The organism is Streptomyces sp. NPDC001714 (assembly GCF_042892755.1).
Taxonomy (GTDB): Bacteria; Actinomycetota; Actinomycetes; order Streptomycetales; family Streptomycetaceae; genus Streptomyces.
On the sequence record NZ_JBIAUL010000006.1, the window covers coordinates 35,846 to 55,138 of the forward strand.

Here is a 19,293-nt window from a genome sequence, read left to right on the forward strand (position 1 = left end):
TCTGCCGGGTGCGGCGCCGTCGTGGCTGGTCGCGCGGTTCCCCGCGCCCCTGAGGGGGCGCTGTGCCGCTCGCCTTTCTTTCCGCCGCAGCGGTGATCAGCCGCGATGGTGCTGTCCGGCGGTGCCGAGCGGCCGTTGCCGCTCGTTGTCGCCGGTTCGGGTGGTCTGCCGGGTGCGGCGCCGTCGTGGCTGGTCGCGCGGTTCCCCGCGCCCCTGAGGGGGCGCTGTGCCGCTCGCCTTTCTTTCCGCCGCAGCGGTGGCGCTATGCGGCTCGGCGTTGCAGAGGTTCTGCGGTGTTCAAGGAGCCTGATGTGCCCAGGTCCGTCAGGATGGCTGCCGTTGCCCGGTGGGCTGAGTGGAGGGCTCCCTGGACCGTGCTGGTGTCGCGGTGGTCGCCGCAGACGTAGAGGCCGGCGAGGAGGCGGACGGGGCGGCGGAGGTCGTGCGGGGGGCGCATGGCGGGGATGGCCTCGGGGGTGTGGTGGACGGCGAGGGTCTCCCAACGGCGGGTGGACGTGCCGTAGAGGCGGGCCAGGTGCATGCGGACCGCGGTGTCGATGTCCGCGGGGGGTGTGCCGAGGAGGGTGGAAGAGATCAGGGCGCGGCCCTGGGGTGCCCGGCTCGGGTCGATGCTGCTGACCACGGAGGTGTGGGAGACGGGGCCGCCCCGGTCGGCGTCCAGGAGGAGGGACGTTCCGGTCGTGAGCGTCGCCGGTTCGTCCGTGGTGTGGTGGACCACCGTCACCTGGTGGAAGTCCGGGACGCGCAGGCCCGGGAGCAACTCGGCGGCGGCCCTCGCGTCCGTCGCCAGCAGCACCGCCCGGCAGCGGATCTCGCCGTGTTCGGCCGTCGTCACCGACGTGGTGGAGACCGAGGTGACCCGTACACCCGTGTGGACCGTGCCGGGCGGCAGGGCGCGGGCCAGGAGGTCCGGGAGGACCTCGGCGCCGCCCTCCGGCACGCACAGCCGCCCGCTCGCGAAGGAACGCAGGGCGAGGTCGGCACAGCGGCTGGAGGTCGTCAGCTCGGGGTCGCACAGCAGGGCCGCGAGCAGCGGGCGCAGGAAGCCGTCGATCGTGCGGGTGGGCACCCCGCGCTCGGCGAGGGCGTGCGCGGCGGGGAGTTCGGGGCGGGCCAGGATCCGTTCGACGGGCGTGGCGGCGATGCGGCCCAGCGCGGCGCCCAGGCGGGCCTGGTCGACCGCGCCGCCCATCGGTGCGGTCGCCCGCGGCGGCGCCACCGGCGAGCCGCCCCTGGGGGCGCTCGCCAGGGCGCGCACGGCGTACAGTGCGCCCCTCGCGCTTCCGCCGCCCGCCGGAGCGCCGGCCCGGTGCCTGCGCCCGTCGCGATGCAGCAGCACGCCGGGCGCGTACCGGCGCAGAACCAGGGCGTCCAGTCCCGGGGCGAGGCGCAGCTCCGGGTAGGACGTGGACAGGAGCTGCCCGATCCGGTCGAGCCGGAAGCCGTCCACCTTCTCGGTCGACATGCGTCCGCCGACGTAAGGGGCGGCCTCCAGGACCGCGGTCGTCACTCCTGCGCTGTTCAGCCGATGAGCCGCGGAGAGTCCGGCGATACCGGCTCCCACGACGACGACGTCCGCCTGGTACGCGGGCTCATGCACGAGGCCCCTCCTCGATTGCGCGTCCGGTGGAGACGTGATGCCCCCAACAAGCTCCGGGGATACCCGAGTTCGGGTCGAGGTTAGGACGGTGATCGGTCAAGGACAGTCGCGCATGAACAGGGCACGGTCGCACGGCGGTCGCATACGGTCACACGGGCTGTCAGGCCGCACGGATCGCGTCCTCGATGCCCGGGAACGCGAAAGTGAACCCCGACTCCAGCAGCCGCTTCGGCACCACCCGTTGGCTGCCCAGCACGTCCCCGGCCATCTCGCCGAGCGCCGCGCGGAGCACCGGGGAGGGCACCGGGAAGAGGGCCGGGCGGCGCAGCGCCCGGGCCATCGCCGCGGTGATCTCTCCGTTGGTCAGCGGGTGGGGCGCGGTGAGGTTGAAGGGGCCCGACAGACCCTCAGTCTCCAACAGGAACCGGATCGCGGCCACCTCGTCGTGCAGCGCGATGAACGACCAGTACTGCCGGCCGTCGCCCAGCCGGCCGCCGAGCCCCGCCCTGAAGAGCGGGAACAGCCGGCCCCAGGCCCCGCCGCCGCGAGCCACCACCAGTCCCGTGCGCGTGAACACCGTCCGTACGCCCGCCTCCTGCGCCGGGGCCGCCGCCTCCTCCCACTCCACGCACAGCGACGGCAGGAACCCGTCCCCGGGCGGGGCGTCCTCGTCCACGACCCGGTCGCCGGTGTCGCCGTAGAAGCCGATGGCACTGCCGCTCACGAACACCCGCGGCGGGTCCGGCAGGGCCGCCACGGCCTCGGCGAGCGCCGCCGTGCCGAGCACCCGGCTGTCCCGGATCTCCCGTTTGTAGGCGGCCGTCCAGCGCCGGTCGCCGATCCCGGCCCCGGCGAGGTTCACCACCGCGTCGCAGCCGGCCAGCCCGGCGGTGTCCACGTACTGCCCCTCGGGGTCCCAGCAGACCTCTCCGGTGCCGTGGGAGGCGCGCCGCACCAGGCGCACCACCTCGTGCCCGTCCGCCCGGAGAGAGCGCACGAGGGCGCTGCCGATGAGCCCGGACGCGCCGGCCACCGCGATACGAGAGCGTTCCATGGTTCCCAGCATGCCGGGAATCACGGCGGAAAACCCGTGGGGGCCCGTTGCCGGCCGTCCTAGGGTGTCCGCATGTCAGAGCCGTACATACGCACCGCCCTGCCCGACGACGACGAGGAGCTCTGCGCCCTCGACCTCGCCACCTGGTCGTATCTGCACGCGGTCCTGCCGCGGCCGCAGCCGCCGTACGACCCCTTCTTCAGCGAGCGGCACGCCCCCGAGGACACCCTGGTCGCCGAGCTCGACCGGCGCATCGTCGGCTACGTCCGCCTCGGCCTCGCCTACAAGATCGCCTCCAACGCGCACGTCCGGCAGATCCAGGGCCTCGCGGTCGCCGAGGAGGCCCGCGGCCGGGGCGTGGCCCGGACGCTGCTGCGGGCGGCGATGGAGGAGGCCCGCCGCCGCGGCGCCCGCCGGATCCGGCTCGGCGTCCTCGGGCACAACACCCCGGCGCGCCGCCTCTACGAGTCGGAGGGCTTCGCCGTCGAGGGCGTGCTGCCGGGGGAGTTCTTCCTGGACGGCGAGTACGTCGACGACGTGGTCATGGGCCGGCAGCTGTGACGGCCGGGACGTGATCAGGACGTGATCAGCTCGCCCGTGTCCACCGGCGAGGTGGCGTGCGCCGCGCGCGCGGCGTCCGTGGCCACCTCGTCGGCGGTCAGCACGTACCCCGTCTCGTCGTCGGACGTGGAGCGGGCGAACACCACGCCGTACACCTTGCCACCGGTGGTCAGCAGCGGGCCGCCGGAGTTGCCGGGGCGGACCGTGGAGCGGATCGAGTAGATCTCCCGGGTCACCGTGGCGTCGCTGTAGATGTTCTGGCCGGTGGCCTGCACCTTGTTCGCCACGGTGGCCGCCTGCAGGTTCAGGTCGCCGTCCTGCGGATAGCCGGCCACCACCGCGGAGTTCCCGCGCGCCGCGCTCGTGTCGAACCTCAGCACCGGAGCCCGCAGCTGCGGCACGTACAGCACCGCCACGTCCCGGTCCGGGTCGAAGAGGACGACCTCCGCGTCGTACGACGGACCGACCCCGCCGATCCGCACGCTCGGGTTGTCGATGCCGGCCACCACGTGCGCGTTGGTCATCACGTGCTCCGGCGCGAACACGAACCCGCTGCCCTCGCGGCCCTGGGTGCCGGAGGAACCCTCGATCTTGACCGTGCTGCGCTTGGCCGCGTTCGTGGCCGCCGCCGTGACGTTGTCCCCGGAGGGCTTGGCGACCCGGGCCGTCGACTCGTTCTCGAACGGGTTGAAGACCTGGGGAAAACCCGCCTCGGTCAGCGCCGAGGTGGCCCGCGAGAACCAGGCCGGCGTGGTGTCCGGCATGGTGTCCTGCACGGCGCCGAGCAGCTTCGAGTCCCGTATCGCCGTCGTCACCGCGGGCGAGGAGGACGCGCCGAGGACGCTCGCCGCCACCCAGGCCACGATCAGCACCGCCACCGAGTTGGCGACCGCGCCGCCCATCCCGTCGGCCACCCTGAGCGGCCCCTGGTCCAGCTCGCGGCGCAGCCGCAGCGCCAGCCGCCCCGCCAGCTCGTGCCCCACCACCGCCGGCACCAGCACCGTCAGCACCGCGACCACCGTCGCCGTCGCCGTCCCGCGCGTGACCAGCTCCATCACCCACGGCAGCACCCACACGCCGATCACCGCGCCGCCGACGAACCCGGCCAGCGAAACGCAGCCGGCCACCAGCCCGCGCCGGTATCCGGACGCCGCGTAGACGAGGACCACCAGTACGAGCACCAGGTCGAGCAGGTCCACGGAGCCGCCTTTCTCTCGGTGCCCTTAATACGGTCGGGACAGGTCCGGTGATCAGTTCACGCGCGCGAGGCCCCGAGAACCGGCCACGCGTGCGTGTACCACCTGAAACGCCCCGGACCAGGACGATGGTTCCACCAGGTGGCACAGCACACATCGCGGGCGCAGTCGATCACCCCGAGAGTGATTGCCATGCGTGTCTTCCCAAGAGCGGGGCGGCGCACCAGGATCACCGCCCTGACGCTGCTCGGCTGCCTGCCCGGCCTGGCCGCCGTCCTCGCCCTGGTGCTGTCCGCCCACGGCGCCGACCGGCCCGTCGCGATCCACCTGGCCGCGCCCGCGCCCGCCAGCCCCGCCACCCGCCACCGGGCACCCCGGCCGCACATCGTGCCGCGCTCGGTCTGGCTGGACGCCACCGTCCGCCGCACCCAGCCGCCGCCGCGCTACGACGACCAGGTCGTCGCCGTCTTCGTGCACCACACCGACTCGCCCAACGACTACTCCTGCGCGCAGACCCCCGAGATCATCCGCCGCCTGTACACCGGCCAGACCGGCGACCGCGCCTGGGACGACATCGGCTACAACTTCCTCGTCGACCGGTGCGGCACCGTCTACGAGGGCCGCGCGGGCGGCACCGACCGGCCCGTCACCGGCGCGCACACCCAGGGCTTCAACCACCGCACCGCCGGCATCGCCGCCGTCGGCACCTTCACCGCCGGGGTACCCGTGCCGCGCGCCATGACCGACGCGATCGCCGCCGTCGCCGCCTGGAAACTCGGGCTGGCCGACGTCGACCCGCGCGGCACCGCCCGGCTGGTCTCCAGCAACGGCCTCAGCCGCTACCGGGAGGGCACCGCCGTCGCCCTGCCCGCCGTGGCCGGCCACCAGGACGGCTACCGGACCAACTGCCCCGGAGCCGCCCTCGCCGCCCGCCTCCCGGAGATCAGGGAGACGGCGGCCCGGCTGCAGGGCAGGCTCCCGACGGCGACACCCACGTCACCCTCGAAGCCACCGGCGGTATCCGTGCCCCGCGCGGGAACTCCCCCGGGAAGACTCCTGGACACGCCTTTGAGAACCGTCCTCGGACCGCCCGCGAAAGCGTCCACAGAAACGCCATAGGCGGCACGCAGGCCGTTCAGATCCCCGCGTCCTACCGTCAGGGACATCAGCAGCCGACTGGAGGTGGGGATCATGAACAGCAGTCGTCCCGAAGCCCGTGCCGAAGCCCGTACGCAGGCCGCGGAGAAGGCCGGCCGGGGCAGGTCGTCCAGGGGGCCCTGGGCCGTGGTCTGCGCGGTGGCGACGGTCGTCCTCGGCCCGGCCGCGGTCACCGCGTCCGCCCTCGACCAGGCCAACGCGGCGCCGATGCACCACGCGGTCAAGGCCGAGCAGACCCAGGCGTACATCCCGTCCGACGCGACCCGCCGCCGTACCGCCGCCTGACCTCGAGCCGCCCGGCCCCTACCCCTTGAAGCGGTCCCACAGCCTGGGGAACCGCTCGGCGAGCACCCGGCCGTTCTCGAAGTCGACCGGGGTGCCCTCGGGTTCGGAGGGCGCGGGGGCGATGCCCAGGTCCGGCGCCACGGTCCCGGTGAGCTGCTCGTACGCCTCGTCGGCCGCGTACCCCAGTTCCTCGCCGTCGCCGTCGATCTCCTCGTCGAAGTCGACCAGCAGCTCCGCCAGCGCGTCCGGGTCGTGCAGGGCGCCCTCGAAGACCTCCCGGCCCTGGCCGATGAGCCAGCAGCGGAAGAAGTCGAACGCGTCGTCGCTGGCCCCGTCGAGGAGCACCCAGGCGGCGCCCCACAGGTCCCAGCGGTAGGCGCGGTTGTAGCGGGCCTCGAAGTGACGGGCGAAGTCCAGGACCAGGTCGGGCTCCATCTGCAGCAGCCGCTCCACGAGCAGGTCGGCCTGTTCCTCGGGGTCGCCCTCGGCGGCCTCACGAGTGGTGTCGACCAGCTCCCAGAACTCCGTCTCGTCCATCACGGGTCCAGCATCGTGCCTGGGCGGCGGGGGCGCACGCGGAGTGGTGCGGATTGTTATCCACCGTCACTCCGGCGTGCGTCACCCCGTCAACCGCTCAGAGCGCGTAACGCTCCCGTGCTTCCTTCACCGCGGTCGCCTTGACCTCGCCGCGCCTGGCCAGCTGGGCCAGGGCCGCCACGACGATCGACTCGGCGTCGACGCCGAAGTGGCGGCGGGCCGCGTCCCGGGTGTCGGAGAGACCGAAGCCGTCGGCACCGAGGGACGCCCAGTCCTGCTCGACCCACTGCGCGATCTGGTCCGGGACCTGGCGCATGTAGTCGGACACGGCCAGGACCGGGCCCTCCGCGCCGTGCAGCACCTGGCGGACGTACGGCACCCGCTCCTCGCCGCGCAGCAGGGCCGCGTCCGCCTCCATGGCGTCACGGCGCAGCTCGGACCAGGAGGTCGCGGACCAGACGTCGGCGGCCACGCCCCACTCCTCGGCGAGCAGCCGCTGCGCCTTGAGCGCCCAGTGGATCGCCGTACCGGAGCCGAGCAGCTGGATGCGCGGGGCGTTCGCCACCGCGGACAGCCCGGCCGACTCCGCCGTGTTGAACCGGTACAGGCCCTTGACGATGCCCTCGTCGATGCCGAGCCCGGCCGGCTTGGCGGGCTGCGGGAGCGGCTCGTTGTAGACGGTCAGGTAGTAGAAGACGTTCGGGTCCTCGCCGGGCGCCGACTCGCCGTACATCCGGCGCAGACCGTCCTTGACGATCGTCGCGATCTCATAGGCGAAGGCCGGGTCGTACGTGAGCGCGGCCGGGTTGGTCGCGGCGATCACCGGGGAGTGGCCGTCGGCGTGCTGGAGGCCCTCACCGGTCAGGGTGGTACGGCCGGCGGTCGCGCCGACGAGGAAGCCGCGGCCGAGCTGGTCGCCGAGCTGCCACATCTGGTCGGCGGTCCGCTGCCAGCCGAACATCGAGTAGAAGATGTAGAACGGGATCATCGCCTCGCCGTGCGTCGCGTACGCGGTGGACGCGGCGATGAAGTCGGCCATCGAACCGGCCTCGGTGATCCCCTCGTTGAGGATCTGGCCGTTCTTGGCCTCCTTGTAGTACATCAGCTGGTCGCGGTCGACCGGCTCGTACGTCTGTCCCTTGGGCGAGTAGATGCCCAGCGAGGGGAACAGGCTCTCCATGCCGAAGGTGCGCGCCTCGTCCGGGACGATCGGCACCCAGCGCCTGCCGGTCTCCTTGTCCCGGACCAGGTCCTTGACGAGGCGGACGAAGGCCATCGTCGTGGCCACGTTCTGCGAACCCGAGCCCTTGTCGAAGGAGGCGAAGGCCTTGTCGGCGGGGGCGGGGAGGGGCGCCAGGGCGTGGGTGCGGCGGGCCGGGGCGGGACCGCCGAGAGCAGCGCGACGCTCCTGGAGGTAGCGCACCTCGGGGGAGTCCGCGCCGGGGTGGCCGTAGGGCACGACCCCGTCGGCGAAGGCGCTGTCCGGGATCGGCAGCTCCAGCAGCTCCCGCATCGTCTTGAACTCGTCCACCGTCAGCTTCTTCATCTGGTGGTTGGCGTTCTTCGACGCGAAGCCCTCGCCGAGGGTGTGGCCCTTGACCGTCTGGGCCAGGATCACGGTCGGCGCGCCCTTGAACTCGACGGCGGCCTTGTACGCGGCGTACACCTTGCGCGCCTCGTGACCACCGCGGGAGAGGTGGAAGCACTCCAGGATCTTGTCGTCACTCAGCAGCTTCGCCAGCTCGGCGAGCGCCGGGTCCTTGCCGAAGAAGTCGGCGCGGATGTAGGCGGCGTCGCGGGTCTGGTACGTCTGCACCTGCGCGTCCGGTACCTCGCGCAGCCGCCGTACCAGCGCCCCGGTCGTGTCGAGCGCGAACAGCTCGTCCCACGCCGTGCCCCACAGCGTCTTGACGACGTTCCAGCCGGCGCCGCGGAACTGGGCCTCCAGCTCCTGCACGATCTTGAAGTTGGCGCGCACCGGGCCGTCGAGGCGCTGCAGGTTGCAGTTGATGACGAAGGTGAGGTTGTCGAGACCCTCACGGGAGGCGAGTGCGAGCGCCGCGGTCGACTCGGGCTCGTCCATCTCGCCGTCGCCGAGGAAGGCCCAGACGTGCGAGGACGAGACGTCCTTGATGCCGCGGGCGGTCAGGTAACGGTTGAAGCGGGCCTGGTAGATGGCCGAGAGCGGGCCGAGGCCCATGCTCACCGTCGGGAACTCCCACAGCCAGGGCAGGCGGCGGGGGTGCGGGTACGACGGGAGGCCGTTGCCGCCGGCCTCCTGGCGGAAGTTGTCGAGGTGCGCCTCGGTCAGGCGGCCGTCGAGGAAGGCACGGGCGTAGATGCCGGGGGAGGCGTGGCCCTGGATGTACAGCTGGTCGCCGCTCCCGTCGCCCTCCTTGCCCTTGAAGAAGTGGTTGAAGCCGGTCTCGTAGAGCCAGGCGGCGGAGGCGAAGGTGGCGATGTGGCCGCCGACGCCGTGCTTGCTGCCCCGCGTCACCATCGCGGCCGCGTTCCAGCGGTTCCACGCGGTGATCTTCCGCTCCATCTCCTCGTCGCCGGGGACGGCCGGCTCGGCGGCGGTGGGGATGGTGTTGAGGTAGTCGGTCTCCAGCAGCTTCGGCAGCGCGATGCCGCCCGCCTCGGCGCGCTCCAGCGTGCGGCGCATCAGGTATGCGGCGCGGTGCGGCCCGGCCTCCCTGGCCACGGCGTCCAGAGAGGCCTGCCATTCGGCGGTCTCCTCCGGGTCCCGGTCGGGGAGCTGGTCGAGCGCGCTCGGCTGGATGGCCTGGGGGTCGGTCATGTCGCCGCCTTCCTCAGTCGAGGGGGGTTCCCTCATCGGCAAGGGGTTCTTCGGGGTGCCCTTGGTCTTTGGCAGGACAGGGCTGAGGGCCCGGGTGCGAGCCCGTCGGTGACTCTAACTCCCTGATCGATGATCGATCAAAGGGTTGAGGGGCAAAACCTCTCGATTCCGAGAAAGTCGGCACGGGGTGCCTTCGGCGATGGCACCGGGTGACGTGATCCAGCTGACGTTTGCGCAGGTGAGGCGGTGTTTGAGCGGGGGTGTGCTCTTGTGTGGGGACGGAGTGCGACGAACTCTTTTCCGCCGCGCCGGCGATCAGCCGGGACGGCGCATTTCGGCGGTGCCGAGCCGGGCGTAGCCGCTCACCGTTGCCGGTGGCGGTTGCCGGCTTGGTGCCGCGCCGTCGTGGCTGGTCGCGCAGTTCCTCCCCCAGCCTTCGGCCGGGGGGACCCCAGCGCCCCTGCGGGGGCGCTGCCGACGCCCGCCGCGGACCCGGAGGGTCACGGTCTCGGGGCGCACCCCAGTACATGGGCCTTCACGACATCCGCGATGCGCGGATCGCGGCGCCGGAAGGCGGCCACCAGTTCCTCGTGCTCCTCGGCGTACGACTGCTGGACCGTGCCCAGCCAGCGGATCGACAGGGCGGTGAAGACCTCGATGCCCAGGCCCTCCCAGGTGTGCAGCAGCACCGAGTTGCCGGCCGCCCGGACCAGCTCGCGGTGGAAGCCGACCGTGTGCCGGACCTGGGCCGTGCCGTCGGCGTTCCGGTCGGCGTCGTAGAGGGCCGCCACGTGCGGCTCGAGGGCCGAGCAGTCCTCGGCCAGCTTCTCCGCCGCCAGCTCCGCCGCGATCGCCTCCAGACCGGCCCGCACCGGGTAGCTCTCCTCCAGGTCGGCCGCCGTCAGGTTCCGCACCCGCACGCCCTTGTTCGGCGCCGACTCGATGAGACGGAGGGACTCCAGCTCGCGCAGCGCCTCCCGCACCGGCGTCTGGCTGACCTCCAGCTCCGTCGCGATCCGTCGCTCCACGATCCGCTCGCCCGGCTTCCAGCGCCCGCTGACGATTCCCTCCACGATGTGCTCGCGGATCTGTTCGCGCAGCGAGTGGACGACGGGCGCGGTCATGGGAGCTCCTTAAGGGCGTTTGACGTTTAGACAATAAGGCCGGACCGCCTTTCGGGAGAGGCGCACGGGGGCGCTTTCGTGCAGGTGAGACGAGACTTACACGCTGCCCGGGGATGCCGGGCCAGGTGAGACGACGGTGCCCCGCCCGGAGGAACTCCGGACGGGGCACCGTGGAAACCGCTGGGGATCAGAGACCGAGCTCGACCTCGAACTCGCCCGCCTCCAGGATCGCCTTGACGGCCGTCAGGTAGCGGGCCGCGTCGGCGCCGTCCACCAGACGGTGGTCGTAGGACAGGGTCAGGTACGTCATGTCGCGGACGCCGATGACCGTGCCCTCCTCCGTCTCGATGACGGCCGGACGCTTGACCGTGGCACCGATGCCGAGGATCGCTACCTGGTTCGGCGGCACGATGATCGTGTCGAACAGCGCGCCGCGCGAGCCGGTGTTGGAGATGGTGAAGGTCGCGCCGGACAGCTCGTCCGGGGTGATCTTGTTGGCGCGGACCTTGCCGGCCAGGTCGGCCGTGGCCTTGGCGATACCGGCGATGTTGAGGTCGCCCGCGTGCTTGATGACCGGGGTCATCAGGCCCTTCTCGGAGTCCACCGCGATACCGACGTTCTCGGTGTCGAAGTAGGTGATCGTGCCCTCTTCCACGTTGATCCGGGCGTTGATGGCCGGGTGGGCCTTCAGCGCCTGGGCCGCCGCCTTGACGAAGAACGGCATCGGGGAGAGCTTGACGCCCTCGCGCGCGGCGAAGGAGTCCTTGGCCTGGGCGCGCAGGCGCATCAGGCGGGTCACGTCGACCTCGACCACCGAGGACAGCTGGGCCTGCTCGTGCAGCGCCTTGACCATGTTGTCGCCGATGACCTTGCGGATGCGGGGCATCTTGACGGTCTGGCCGCGGAGGGGGGAGACCTCCAGGGCCGGGGCCTTCTTGGCAGCGGCGGCGGCCGGAGCGGCAGCGGCGGGAGCCGGAGCAGCGGCGGCGGCCTTCGCGGCCTCGGCGGCGGCGAGCACGTCCTGCTTGCGGATCCGGCCGCCGACGCCGGTGCCCTTGACGGCGCCCAGGTCGATGCCGTTCTCGGCGGCGAGCTTGCGGACCAGCGGGGTGACGTAGGCACCCTCGTCGACCGGAGCGGCCGGGGCCGGAGCCGGAGTGACGGGGGCGGCGGCCACCGGCGCGGGGGCCGGGGCCGGGGCGGCCGGAGCCGGCGCGGCGGCGACCGGGGCCGGGGCCGGGGCGGGCGCGGGGGTCGGCGCGGCGGGGGCCGGGGCCGGAGCCGCGGGGGCCGGGGCAGCGGCGGCGGGCGCCGGAGCCGGGGCGGCCGGGGCGGGGGCGGCCGCCGGAGCGGCACCCGGGGCGCCGATGACGGCGAGCTTGGCGCCGACCTCGGCGGTCTCGTCCTCGCCGACCGTGATCTCGAGCAGCACACCGGAGGTGGGCGCCGGGATCTCGGTGTCGACCTTGTCGGTCGAGACCTCGAGCAGCGGCTCGTCGGCCTCGACGGAGTCACCGACCGACTTCAGCCAGCGGGTGACGGTGCCCTCGGTGACGGACTCACCGAGCGCGGGCAGCACCACGTCCGTGCCGGACGCGCCACCGGCGGGGGCGGCGGGGGCGGCGGCAGCGGGGGCCGGGGCGGGGGCGGCGGGGGCCTCGGCGACCGGCGCGGGGGCCGGGGCGGCCGGAGCCGGAGCGGCGACGGGCTCGGCGGCCGGGGCCGGAGCGGCAGCCGGGGCGCCGGTGCCGTCGTCGATGATGGCCAGCTCGGCGCCGACCTCGACCGTCTCGTCCTCGGCGACCTTGATCGAGGCCAGGACACCCGAGGCGGGGGCCGGGATCTCGGTGTCGACCTTGTCGGTCGACACCTCGAGCAGCGGCTCGTCGGCCTCGACGCGCTCGCCCTCGGCCTTCAGCCAGCGGGTGACAGTGCCCTCGGTGACGCTCTCACCGAGCGCCGGAAGGGTTACGGAAACCGCCATGGTTTCGGTTGCTCCTTACGAATTGCGGAAGTCTGAGTCGTCGCTTGCGTCGACCGAGGGTCAGTCGTGCGAGTGCAGGGGCTTGCCGGCCAGGGCCAGGTGGGCCTCGCCGAGCGCCTCGTTCTGCGTCGGGTGGGCGTGGATGAGCTGGGCGACCTCGGCGGGCAGCGCCTCCCAGTTGTAGATCAGCTGGGCCTCGCCGACCTGCTCGCCCATGCGGTCGCCGACCATGTGGACGCCGACCACGGCACCGTCCTTCACCTGGACGAGCTTGATCTCGCCGGAGGTGTTGAGGATCTTGCTCTTGCCGTTGCCCGCCAGGTTGTACTTCAGAGCGACGACCTTGTCCGCACCGTAGATCTCCTTGGCCTTGGCCTCGGTGATGCCCACGGAGGCGACCTCCGGGTGGCAGTACGTCACGCGCGGGACACCGTCGTAGTCGATCGGGACCGTCTTCAGACCGGCCAGGCGCTCCGCCACCAGGATGCCCTCGGCGAAGCCGACGTGAGCGAGCTGGAGCGTCGGGACCAGGTCGCCGACGGCGGAGATGGTCGGGACGTTCGTCCGCATGTACTCGTCGACCAGGACGTAACCGCGGTCCATGGCGACACCCTGCTCCTCGTAGCCGAGGCCGGCGGAGACGGGGCCGCGGCCGACGGCGACGAGCAGGACCTCGGCCTCGAACTCCTTGCCGTCGGCGAGGGTGACCTTGACACCGTCGGCGGTGTACTCGGCCTTCGAGAAGAAGGTGCCCAGGTTGAACTTGATGCCGCGCTTGCGGAAGGCGCGCTCAAGAAGCTTGGAGGAGTTCTCGTCCTCGACGGGGACGAGGTGCTTGAGGCCCTCGACGACGGTGACGTCGGCACCGAAGGACTTCCAGGCGGAGGCGAACTCGACGCCGATGACACCGCCGCCCAGGATGATCGCGGACTTCGGCACACGGTCCAGGACGAGGGCGTGGTCGGAGGAGATGATGCGGTTGCCGTCGATCTCCAGGCCCGGCAGCGACTTCGGCACGGAGCCGGTGGCGAGGAGCACGTGGCGCCCCTGGATCCGCTGGCCGTTGACGTCCACGGAGGTGGGGGAGGACAGCCGCCCGGTGCCCTCGATGTACGTCACCTTGCGCGAGGCGATCAGACCCTGCAGACCCTTGTACAGACCGGCGATGACGCCGTCCTTGTACTTGTGGACGGCGGGGACGTCGATGCCCTCGAAGGTGGCCTTGACACCGAACTGCTCGCTCTCGCGGGCCTGGTCGGCGATCTCGCCCGCGTGCAGCAGGGCCTTGGTGGGGATGCAACCCCGGTGCAGGCAGGTACCGCCGACCTTGTCCTTCTCGATCAGGGCGACGTCCAGGCCCAGCTGCGCCCCGCGCAGGGCCGCGGCGTAACCGCCACTACCACCGCCGAGGATCACTAGGTCGAAAACGGTGCTGGCGTCGTTCGCCACGTCACGTCCTCCATGCATGTGCGCCGTACGCCGGTCAACGGTGACCGGCAGGCGGCTGGTGTCCGGCCGCTCTTCTTCGGCCCTGTGGGTGGGGCCCTGTCCTGCCGAGCCCCATCTTCGCACTTGTCGGAGGTGAACGAGACGCGGGGCTGGGGTGTGAGACACCACACGCTCACTTGTGAGGAGGCCGCCTGGTCCCGCCCAGGGGCGCCGGGGGAGGAACTGCGCGAGAAGTCCCCACGACCCGCGGTCGCCGGACCACGGGCTGGACCGAGTCAACAGGCGACGGGACCCCGCACTACCCGCACGCGAGGTCCCGCCCACAAAAACCCGACGTCAGCCCAGCTCGCCCTCAGCCGTCAGCTCGGCCAGCCGCACCAGCGTCCGCACCGCGGACCCCGTGCCCCCCTTCGGCGTGTAGCCGAAGGCACCACCCTCGTTGAAGGCCGGCCCGGCGATGTCCAGGTGCGCCCAGGTGATCCCCTCGCCCACGAACTCGCGCAGGAAGAGCCCAGCGACCAGTCCGCCGCCCATCCGCTCGCCCATGTTCGCGATGTCCGCGGTGGGGGAGTCCATCCCCTTGCGCAGGTGCTCCGGCAGCGGCATCGGCCACGCCGGCTCGCCCACCTCCTCCGCGGCCTCGTGCACCGCGGAGCGGAACGCGTCGTCGTTGGACATGATCCCGAACGTCCGGCTGCCCAGCGCCAGCATCATCGCGCCGGTCAGCGTCGCGACGTCCACGATCGCGTCCGGCTGCTCCGCCGACGCCGCCCACAGCGCGTCGGCGAGCACCAGCCGGCCCTCCGCGTCCGTGTTGAGCACCTCGACGGTCTTGCCGCTGTACATGCGCAGCACGTCACCCGGGCGCACGGCGGTGCCGGACGGCATGTTCTCGGCCAGCGCCAGCCAGCCGGTCACGTTGACCGGAAGGCCCAGCCGCGCCGCCACCACGACGGCCGCGAACACCGCCGCAGCGCCGCTCATGTCGCACTTCATCGTCTCGTTGTGGCCGGCCGGCTTGAGCGAGATGCCGCCCGAGTCGTAGGTGATGCCCTTGCCGACGAAGGCGAGGTGCTTGTCCGCGTCGGCGTGCGTGTACGACAGCTTCACCAGCCGCGGGGTCGCGGCCGAGCCGCCGCCGACGCCGAGGATGCCGCCGTACCCGTCCTTGGCGAGCGCCTTGTCGTCGAGCACCTGGATCTTGAGGCCGTGCTCCTTGGCCGCGCCCTGCGCGATCGCGGCGAACGCGGCCGGAGTGAGGTCGTTCGGCGGGGTGTTGACCAGGTCACGGGCCCGGTTGAGTTCCTCGGAGACGGCCGTGGCGCGGGCCAGGGCCGCCTTGTGGGCGGCGTCCCGCGGCTTGCCGCCGAGCAGCACGCCGTCGGCGAGCGGCGCCCGGCCGTTCTTCGCCTTCAGGCTCTTGCCGGTGCCGGCCCCGTTGTCCTTGTACGTGTCGAAGGAGTAGGCGCCGAGCAGCACGCCCTCGGCGATCGCGCCCACGGCGGCCGCGTCCTCGACGGGCAGCGCGAAGGCCGCCTTCTTGGCCCCGGCCAGCGCGCGGGCGGCGACACCGGCGGCCCGGCGCAGCGCCTCGGCCTCGTAGTCCGCGTCCGGGCCGGGCTCGGTGCCCAGGCCCACCGCGATGACCAGCGGGGCCTTGAAGCCGGCCGGGGCGGGCAGCTTCGTCAGTTCGCCCTCGGCACCCGAGGCCCCGAGGGTCTCCAGAACGGCGGCCAGCTTGCCGTCGTAGGCCGTGTCCACGGCTTCGGCGCCCGGGGCGACGACCGGGCCCTTGGCGCCCTTGGCGACACCGATCACGATCGCGTCGGCCCGGAGGCCGGGCGCCGCTGAGGTGCTGAGAGTGAGAGCAGTCACGGTGGTGGAATCTCGCTTCCGATGTTGAGTTGCAGTGGCCGAGCGGGTGGGTCGACCGGGCCCGGGAAGCGACCCCAGGAGTGCCCTCGGGCCGCGTTGCGACCGGGGCCTTCACCCCGTCGGCGAACACCCGGGACGAGCCTACGCGTGTGTATGCGTTCGCTCATTCCTGCGGTCCTTCACCTGGGGGTGGCTTCGTGGTCACTTCCCGCCCCTCACGGCCGGTGACCTGGGTGCCGCGCCGTACCCGGGATGGGAGATCATCCATGGGGTACCCTGCCGCCCACCCTGGAGCCCGCCCGGTGAAACTCCGTACCACCTCGCTGCTCGCCCTCCCGGTCCTGCTCGCCGGCTGCACCCAGGCCTCGGACGACGCCGGACGCTGGCAACCCAGGCCGGGCATCAGCTGGCAGTGGCAGCTGAGCGGCCGTGTCGACAGGTCCGTCGAGGCATCCGTCTACGACATCGACGGCTTCGACCAGTCCAGGGCGACGGTGGCCACGCTGCACGGCAAGGGCCGCAAGGTCATCTGCTACCTCTCCACCGGTGCCTACGAGGACTGGCGCCCCGACGCGAAGAAGTTCCCGGCGTCGGTGCTCGGCCGGGGCAACGGCTGGGAGGGCGAGCGCTGGCTGGACATCCGCCGTACGGAGGTGCTGAAGCCGTTGATGGCGGCCCGCTTCGACATGTGCAAGGACAAGGGCTTCGACGCGGTGGAGCCCGACAACATGGACGGCTACAAGAACCGCACGGGCTTCCCCCTCACCGCGGCCGACCAGCTCCGCTACAACAGGCTCATCGCCCGGCTCGCCCACGACCGGGGCATGTCGGTGGGCCTGAAGAACGACCTGGACCAGATACCGCAGCTGGTGGGCGACTTCGACTTCGCGGTGAACGAGCAGTGCGCCCAGTACGGCGAGTGCGACGACCTGAAGCCGTTCGTCAAGGCGGACAAGGCGGTCTTCCACGTGGAGTACGAACTGCCGACGAGCAGATTCTGCGCCCAGTCACGGAAGTTGAGACTGAGCTCGCTGGAGAAGAAGTACGAGCTGGGAGTGTGGCGAAAGGCCTGCTGAGGCACCCCCTTCAGCCGCCCCCCAGCGAAAACACCACGAGCGCCGCGGTCGCCGCCGTCTCCGCGAGCGCCCCGAACACATCTCCCGTCACCCCACCCAACCGCCGCCTGCAGTGCCGCAGCAGCCCGTCCGTCGCGGCCTCGGCCACCACCACCGCGAGCAGCGCCCGCAGGCTGTCGCCCGCCCCCACCAACGCCCCGGCCCCGGCCGCCAGCAGCATCACGGTGAACGTGACCACGGTCGCCCCCACCTTGGGCACCACCCCGGCCACCGCCGCCCCCAGCCCCTCGGGACGGGCGGCCGGCACCCCCTCCACCGCGGCCAGCGTCAGCGCCAGCCGGGCCACCGTCGCCGCGACGACCGCCGCCAGGGCGCCCCGCTGCCACCCGTCGCCGTACGCCTGCGCCAGCGCGGCCACCTGCCCGAGCAGGACGAGGACGAGCGTGATGACGCCGAACGGCCCGATGTCCGACTGCTTCATGATCCGCAGGGCGTCCTCGGCGGGCTTGCCGCTGCCCAGGCCGTCGGCGGTGTCGGCGAGGCCGTCCAGGTGCAGCCCCCGGGTGAGCACGGCCGGTACGGCGACGGCGGCGACCGCGGCCAGCAGCGCGCTCGCCCCGACCGCCAGCAGCAGCGCGCCGACCGCCCCCGCGCAGGCGCCGACCGCGAGGCCGGCCAGCGGGGCGGACAGCATGCCGCCGCGGGCCGCCTCGCGGTCCCAGCGGGTGACCTTCACGGGGAACACGGTGAGCGTGCCGAAGGCGAAGCGGACGCCTTCCGGCCAGGGGGTCTTGGACACCGGCGCAGGTTACCTGGTGGTCAGGAAGGACCGCGGCCCGGCCGGACCCCTGGGCCGGACTCCCGGGCCGGACCCCTGGGCCGGACTCCCGGGCCGGACCCCTGGGCCGGACCCCTGGGCCGGACTCCCGGGCCGGACTCCCGGGCCGGACTCCCGTCGGACTCCGGGCCAGGCTCCCCGCCAGGGATAAAGTGCGCACATGGGACATTGGCTGGAGCGGAACATCGTCGAGCCCGGCAAACTCCCGCTGCTGCTCGCCCTGACCGCCTTCGTCCTGACCTTCGTGATCACACGGGTCGTCACCCGGCTGATCCGCGCCGGAAGGGGCCCGTTCGGCAACGTGAAGGCCGGTGGGCTGCACATCCACCACGTGGTCCCCGGGGTCGTCCTCGTCGTCATCGGCGGCTTCGGCGCGGTCGCCAGTTCCCGCAACGGCCTCGGCGCGGCCCTCGCCGCGATCGTCTTCGGGATCGGCGCGGGGCTGGTCCTCGACGAGTTCGCGCTGATCCTGCACCTCGGCGACGTCTACTGGACCGAGGAGGGCCGCAAGAGCGTGGAGGTCGTCGTCATCACGGCCGCGCTGGTGGGGCTGCTGCTCGCCGGGTTCTCGCCGTTCGGCGTCAACGACCTCTCGGCGGACGAACTCCAGGACCGGGGGACCGTCATCGCGAACGTCGTGGCCAACTTCGTCTTCTCCCTCGTCGCCCTGAGCAAGGGCAAGGCGCGCACCGCGATCTTCGGGGTGATCGTCCCGCTGGTCGCGATCGTCGGCGCGGTCCGCCTGGCCCGCCCCGGCTCGGCCTGGGCCCGCCGCTTCTACGCCGACCGGCCGCGCGCCCGGGCCAGGGCCCGGCTGCGCACCTATCATCACGACCGCCGCTGGTCCCGGCTCACCCTGACCCTTCAGGACTGGATCGGCGGCAAACCCGACCGTCCCGAACCGGCACGGCTGCCCGGCCCCGGACGCGGGCCCGGGCCCGACCCCGGCCGCCGGTGACGCCGCCGGTGCCACAGCCGACGCCCCGCCGTCACCGCCGCGCACAGCGCCGACACGCCCGCGATGGCCGCCAGGTGCTCCTTCCCGGCCAGGTTGTCCTTCAACGCCACCTCGACCGCCATCGCGGCCGCCACCGCGCCGGCGGTGACATAGGCGCCGTACCGCCAGCCCAGGTAGACCGCGAGCCCGACGACGGCGGCCGACGGCCCGGTGTCCACGACCCGGGCGTCCGAGACCGGCAGCCCCAGCGGGCCGTGCGGCCCCAGCGCGATGCCCATCCGCGCGTACAGGGTGCCGGCGAGGGTCGCCACGTACGCGATGGTCAGGGTCGGAAACCAGCCCAGGCACACCTCGGCGATGCCGAGGACGACCAGGATCTGGACCAGCGCGCCCCACACCGGCAGGTCCAGCGCCGGCACGAACAGCGACAGGGGAGTGCGCAGCATGGCCGCCCAGAGCGGGTCCTCGGCGCGCACCGACCCGACGCCCTGCACGAAGCGGTAGCCCCACGACTGGTTCTGCGTGAACTGCAGCAGCGCGGTCACGCACACCGCCCCCACCGTCATCGGCACCGCCCGCAGCCGGCGCTTCGCCAGCGGGCCGCGCACGGTGGCGTACAACAGCCCCCATTCGGCGCGGGCCCAGCGGGCGAGCGGCGTCATGCGGTGGTCCTCATCCCTGTACTTCTGTCTGCGTGTCCAGGTGCCGCCGGTACAACCACCTCGGCAGCCCCGGCGCCGCGGGCCGTGTCGGCGGATTCCCGTCTGCCCCGCGGCG

General features: G+C 72.6%; 16 protein-coding genes. 5 read left to right on the top strand and 11 right to left on the bottom strand.

From position 1 onward, the window contains the following. Positions 1–262: 262 nt before the first annotated feature. Positions 263–1,621 (bottom strand): NAD(P)/FAD-dependent oxidoreductase, encoded by a 1,359-nt coding sequence (locus ACFY0P_RS17010; protein WP_388912925.1) that lies wholly within the window; start codon positions 1,619–1,621, stop codon positions 263–265. 160 nt (positions 1,622–1,781) lie between these two features. Then, complete coding sequence (locus ACFY0P_RS17015) at positions 1,782–2,675, bottom strand: TIGR01777 family oxidoreductase (protein ID WP_388912928.1); 894 nt, start codon at positions 2,673–2,675, stop codon at positions 1,782–1,784. A gap of 72 nt (positions 2,676–2,747) precedes the next feature. On the opposite strand from ACFY0P_RS17015, the gene ACFY0P_RS17020 reads away from it, so the two are divergent. Continuing rightward, positions 2,748–3,236 carry a GNAT family N-acetyltransferase gene (locus ACFY0P_RS17020; protein WP_388912931.1) on the top strand — a complete coding sequence of 163 codons (489 nt, stop codon included), beginning with the start codon at positions 2,748–2,750 and terminating at the stop codon, positions 3,234–3,236. Between the two features lie 14 nt (positions 3,237–3,250). Here ACFY0P_RS17020 and ACFY0P_RS17025 read toward each other — a convergent pair whose 3' ends face one another. Next, positions 3,251–4,435 (bottom strand): MarP family serine protease, encoded by a 1,185-nt coding sequence (locus tag ACFY0P_RS17025; protein ID WP_388912934.1) that lies wholly within the window; start codon positions 4,433–4,435, stop codon positions 3,251–3,253. A gap of 189 nt (positions 4,436–4,624) precedes the next feature. On the opposite strand from ACFY0P_RS17025, the gene ACFY0P_RS17030 reads away from it, so the two are divergent. Both ACFY0P_RS17030 and ACFY0P_RS17035 read left to right on the top strand, forming a co-directional pair. Then, on the top strand, positions 4,625–5,551 hold the full coding sequence (locus ACFY0P_RS17030; protein ID WP_388912937.1) for a peptidoglycan recognition protein: 927 nt from the start codon (positions 4,625–4,627) through the stop codon (positions 5,549–5,551). Positions 5,552–5,623: 72 nt separating this feature from the next. Then, the gene (locus ACFY0P_RS17035) at positions 5,624–5,875 is read left to right on the top strand and encodes a hypothetical protein (protein WP_388912940.1); all 252 of its coding nucleotides are present in this window, start codon (positions 5,624–5,626) and stop codon (positions 5,873–5,875) included. An 18-nt stretch (positions 5,876–5,893) separates the two neighbouring features. On the opposite strand, the gene ACFY0P_RS17040 is transcribed toward ACFY0P_RS17035, so the two are convergent. The 6 genes from ACFY0P_RS17040 to ACFY0P_RS17065 form a co-directional block, all read right to left on the bottom strand. Further along, on the bottom strand, positions 5,894–6,412 hold the full coding sequence (locus ACFY0P_RS17040; protein ID WP_388914105.1) for a DUF4240 domain-containing protein: 519 nt from the start codon (positions 6,410–6,412) through the stop codon (positions 5,894–5,896). Positions 6,413–6,509: 97 nt separating this feature from the next. Beyond that, complete coding sequence (gene aceE / locus ACFY0P_RS17045) at positions 6,510–9,212, bottom strand: pyruvate dehydrogenase (acetyl-transferring), homodimeric type (protein ID WP_388912943.1); 2,703 nt, start codon at positions 9,210–9,212, stop codon at positions 6,510–6,512. Between the two features lie 500 nt (positions 9,213–9,712). Then, on the bottom strand, positions 9,713–10,336 hold the full coding sequence (locus tag ACFY0P_RS17050) for a GntR family transcriptional regulator (RefSeq protein ID WP_388912945.1): 624 nt from the start codon (positions 10,334–10,336) through the stop codon (positions 9,713–9,715). A 187-nt stretch (positions 10,337–10,523) separates the two neighbouring features. Continuing rightward, positions 10,524–12,320 (bottom strand): 2-oxoglutarate dehydrogenase, E2 component, dihydrolipoamide succinyltransferase, encoded by a 1,797-nt coding sequence (sucB, locus tag ACFY0P_RS17055; RefSeq protein ID WP_388912948.1) that lies wholly within the window; start codon positions 12,318–12,320, stop codon positions 10,524–10,526. A 60-nt stretch (positions 12,321–12,380) separates the two neighbouring features. Further along, a complete protein-coding gene (gene lpdA / locus ACFY0P_RS17060; protein ID WP_093503917.1) occupies positions 12,381–13,769 on the bottom strand; it encodes a dihydrolipoyl dehydrogenase in 1,389 nt (462 codons plus the stop codon). A 336-nt stretch (positions 13,770–14,105) separates the two neighbouring features. Continuing rightward, the gene (locus ACFY0P_RS17065) at positions 14,106–15,644 is read right to left on the bottom strand and encodes a leucyl aminopeptidase (protein ID WP_388912951.1); all 1,539 of its coding nucleotides are present in this window, start codon (positions 15,642–15,644) and stop codon (positions 14,106–14,108) included. Positions 15,645–15,910: 266 nt separating this feature from the next. Between ACFY0P_RS17065 and ACFY0P_RS17070 the strand changes: the two genes are divergently transcribed. Continuing rightward, on the top strand, positions 15,911–16,720 hold the full coding sequence (locus ACFY0P_RS17070; RefSeq protein ID WP_388912953.1) for an endo alpha-1,4 polygalactosaminidase: 810 nt from the start codon (positions 15,911–15,913) through the stop codon (positions 16,718–16,720). 10 nt (positions 16,721–16,730) lie between these two features. Here ACFY0P_RS17070 and ACFY0P_RS17075 read toward each other — a convergent pair whose 3' ends face one another. Next, complete coding sequence (locus ACFY0P_RS17075) at positions 16,731–17,519, bottom strand: adenosylcobinamide-GDP ribazoletransferase (RefSeq protein WP_388912955.1); 789 nt, start codon at positions 17,517–17,519, stop codon at positions 16,731–16,733. Positions 17,520–17,718: 199 nt separating this feature from the next. On the opposite strand from ACFY0P_RS17075, the gene ACFY0P_RS17080 reads away from it, so the two are divergent. Continuing rightward, positions 17,719–18,516 carry a hypothetical protein gene (locus ACFY0P_RS17080; protein WP_388912958.1) on the top strand — a complete coding sequence of 266 codons (798 nt, stop codon included), beginning with the start codon at positions 17,719–17,721 and terminating at the stop codon, positions 18,514–18,516. Here ACFY0P_RS17080 and ACFY0P_RS17085 read toward each other — a convergent pair. Then, on the bottom strand, positions 18,423–19,178 hold the full coding sequence (locus ACFY0P_RS17085) for a hypothetical protein (RefSeq protein ID WP_388912961.1): 756 nt from the start codon (positions 19,176–19,178) through the stop codon (positions 18,423–18,425). The two genes, ACFY0P_RS17080 and ACFY0P_RS17085, sit on opposite strands and share 94 nt — an antisense overlap. Between the last annotated feature and the right edge of the window lie 115 nt (positions 19,179–19,293).

Coding starts and splice junctions, on each gene's coding strand:
- ACFY0P_RS17030 (WP_388912937.1), top strand. CDS start 4,625: ATGCGTGTCTTCCCAAGAGCGGGGCGGCGCACCAGGATCACCGCCCTG.
- ACFY0P_RS17035 (WP_388912940.1), top strand. CDS start 5,624: ATGAACAGCAGTCGTCCCGAAGCCCGTGCCGAAGCCCGTACGCAGGCC.
- ACFY0P_RS17040 (WP_388914105.1), bottom strand. CDS start 6,412: ATGGACGAGACGGAGTTCTGGGAGCTGGTCGACACCACTCGTGAGGCC.
- ACFY0P_RS17070 (WP_388912953.1), top strand. CDS start 15,911: ATGGGGTACCCTGCCGCCCACCCTGGAGCCCGCCCGGTGAAACTCCGT.
- ACFY0P_RS17080 (WP_388912958.1), top strand. CDS start 17,719: ATGGGACATTGGCTGGAGCGGAACATCGTCGAGCCCGGCAAACTCCCG.
- sucB (WP_388912948.1), bottom strand. CDS start 12,320: ATGGCGGTTTCCGTAACCCTTCCGGCGCTCGGTGAGAGCGTCACCGAG.
- ACFY0P_RS17020 (WP_388912931.1), top strand. CDS start 2,748: ATGTCAGAGCCGTACATACGCACCGCCCTGCCCGACGACGACGAGGAG.
- ACFY0P_RS17050 (WP_388912945.1), bottom strand. CDS start 10,336: ATGACCGCGCCCGTCGTCCACTCGCTGCGCGAACAGATCCGCGAGCAC.
- aceE (WP_388912943.1), bottom strand. CDS start 9,212: ATGACCGACCCCCAGGCCATCCAGCCGAGCGCGCTCGACCAGCTCCCC.
- ACFY0P_RS17085 (WP_388912961.1), bottom strand. CDS start 19,178: ATGACGCCGCTCGCCCGCTGGGCCCGCGCCGAATGGGGGCTGTTGTAC.
- ACFY0P_RS17015 (WP_388912928.1), bottom strand. CDS start 2,675: ATGGAACGCTCTCGTATCGCGGTGGCCGGCGCGTCCGGGCTCATCGGC.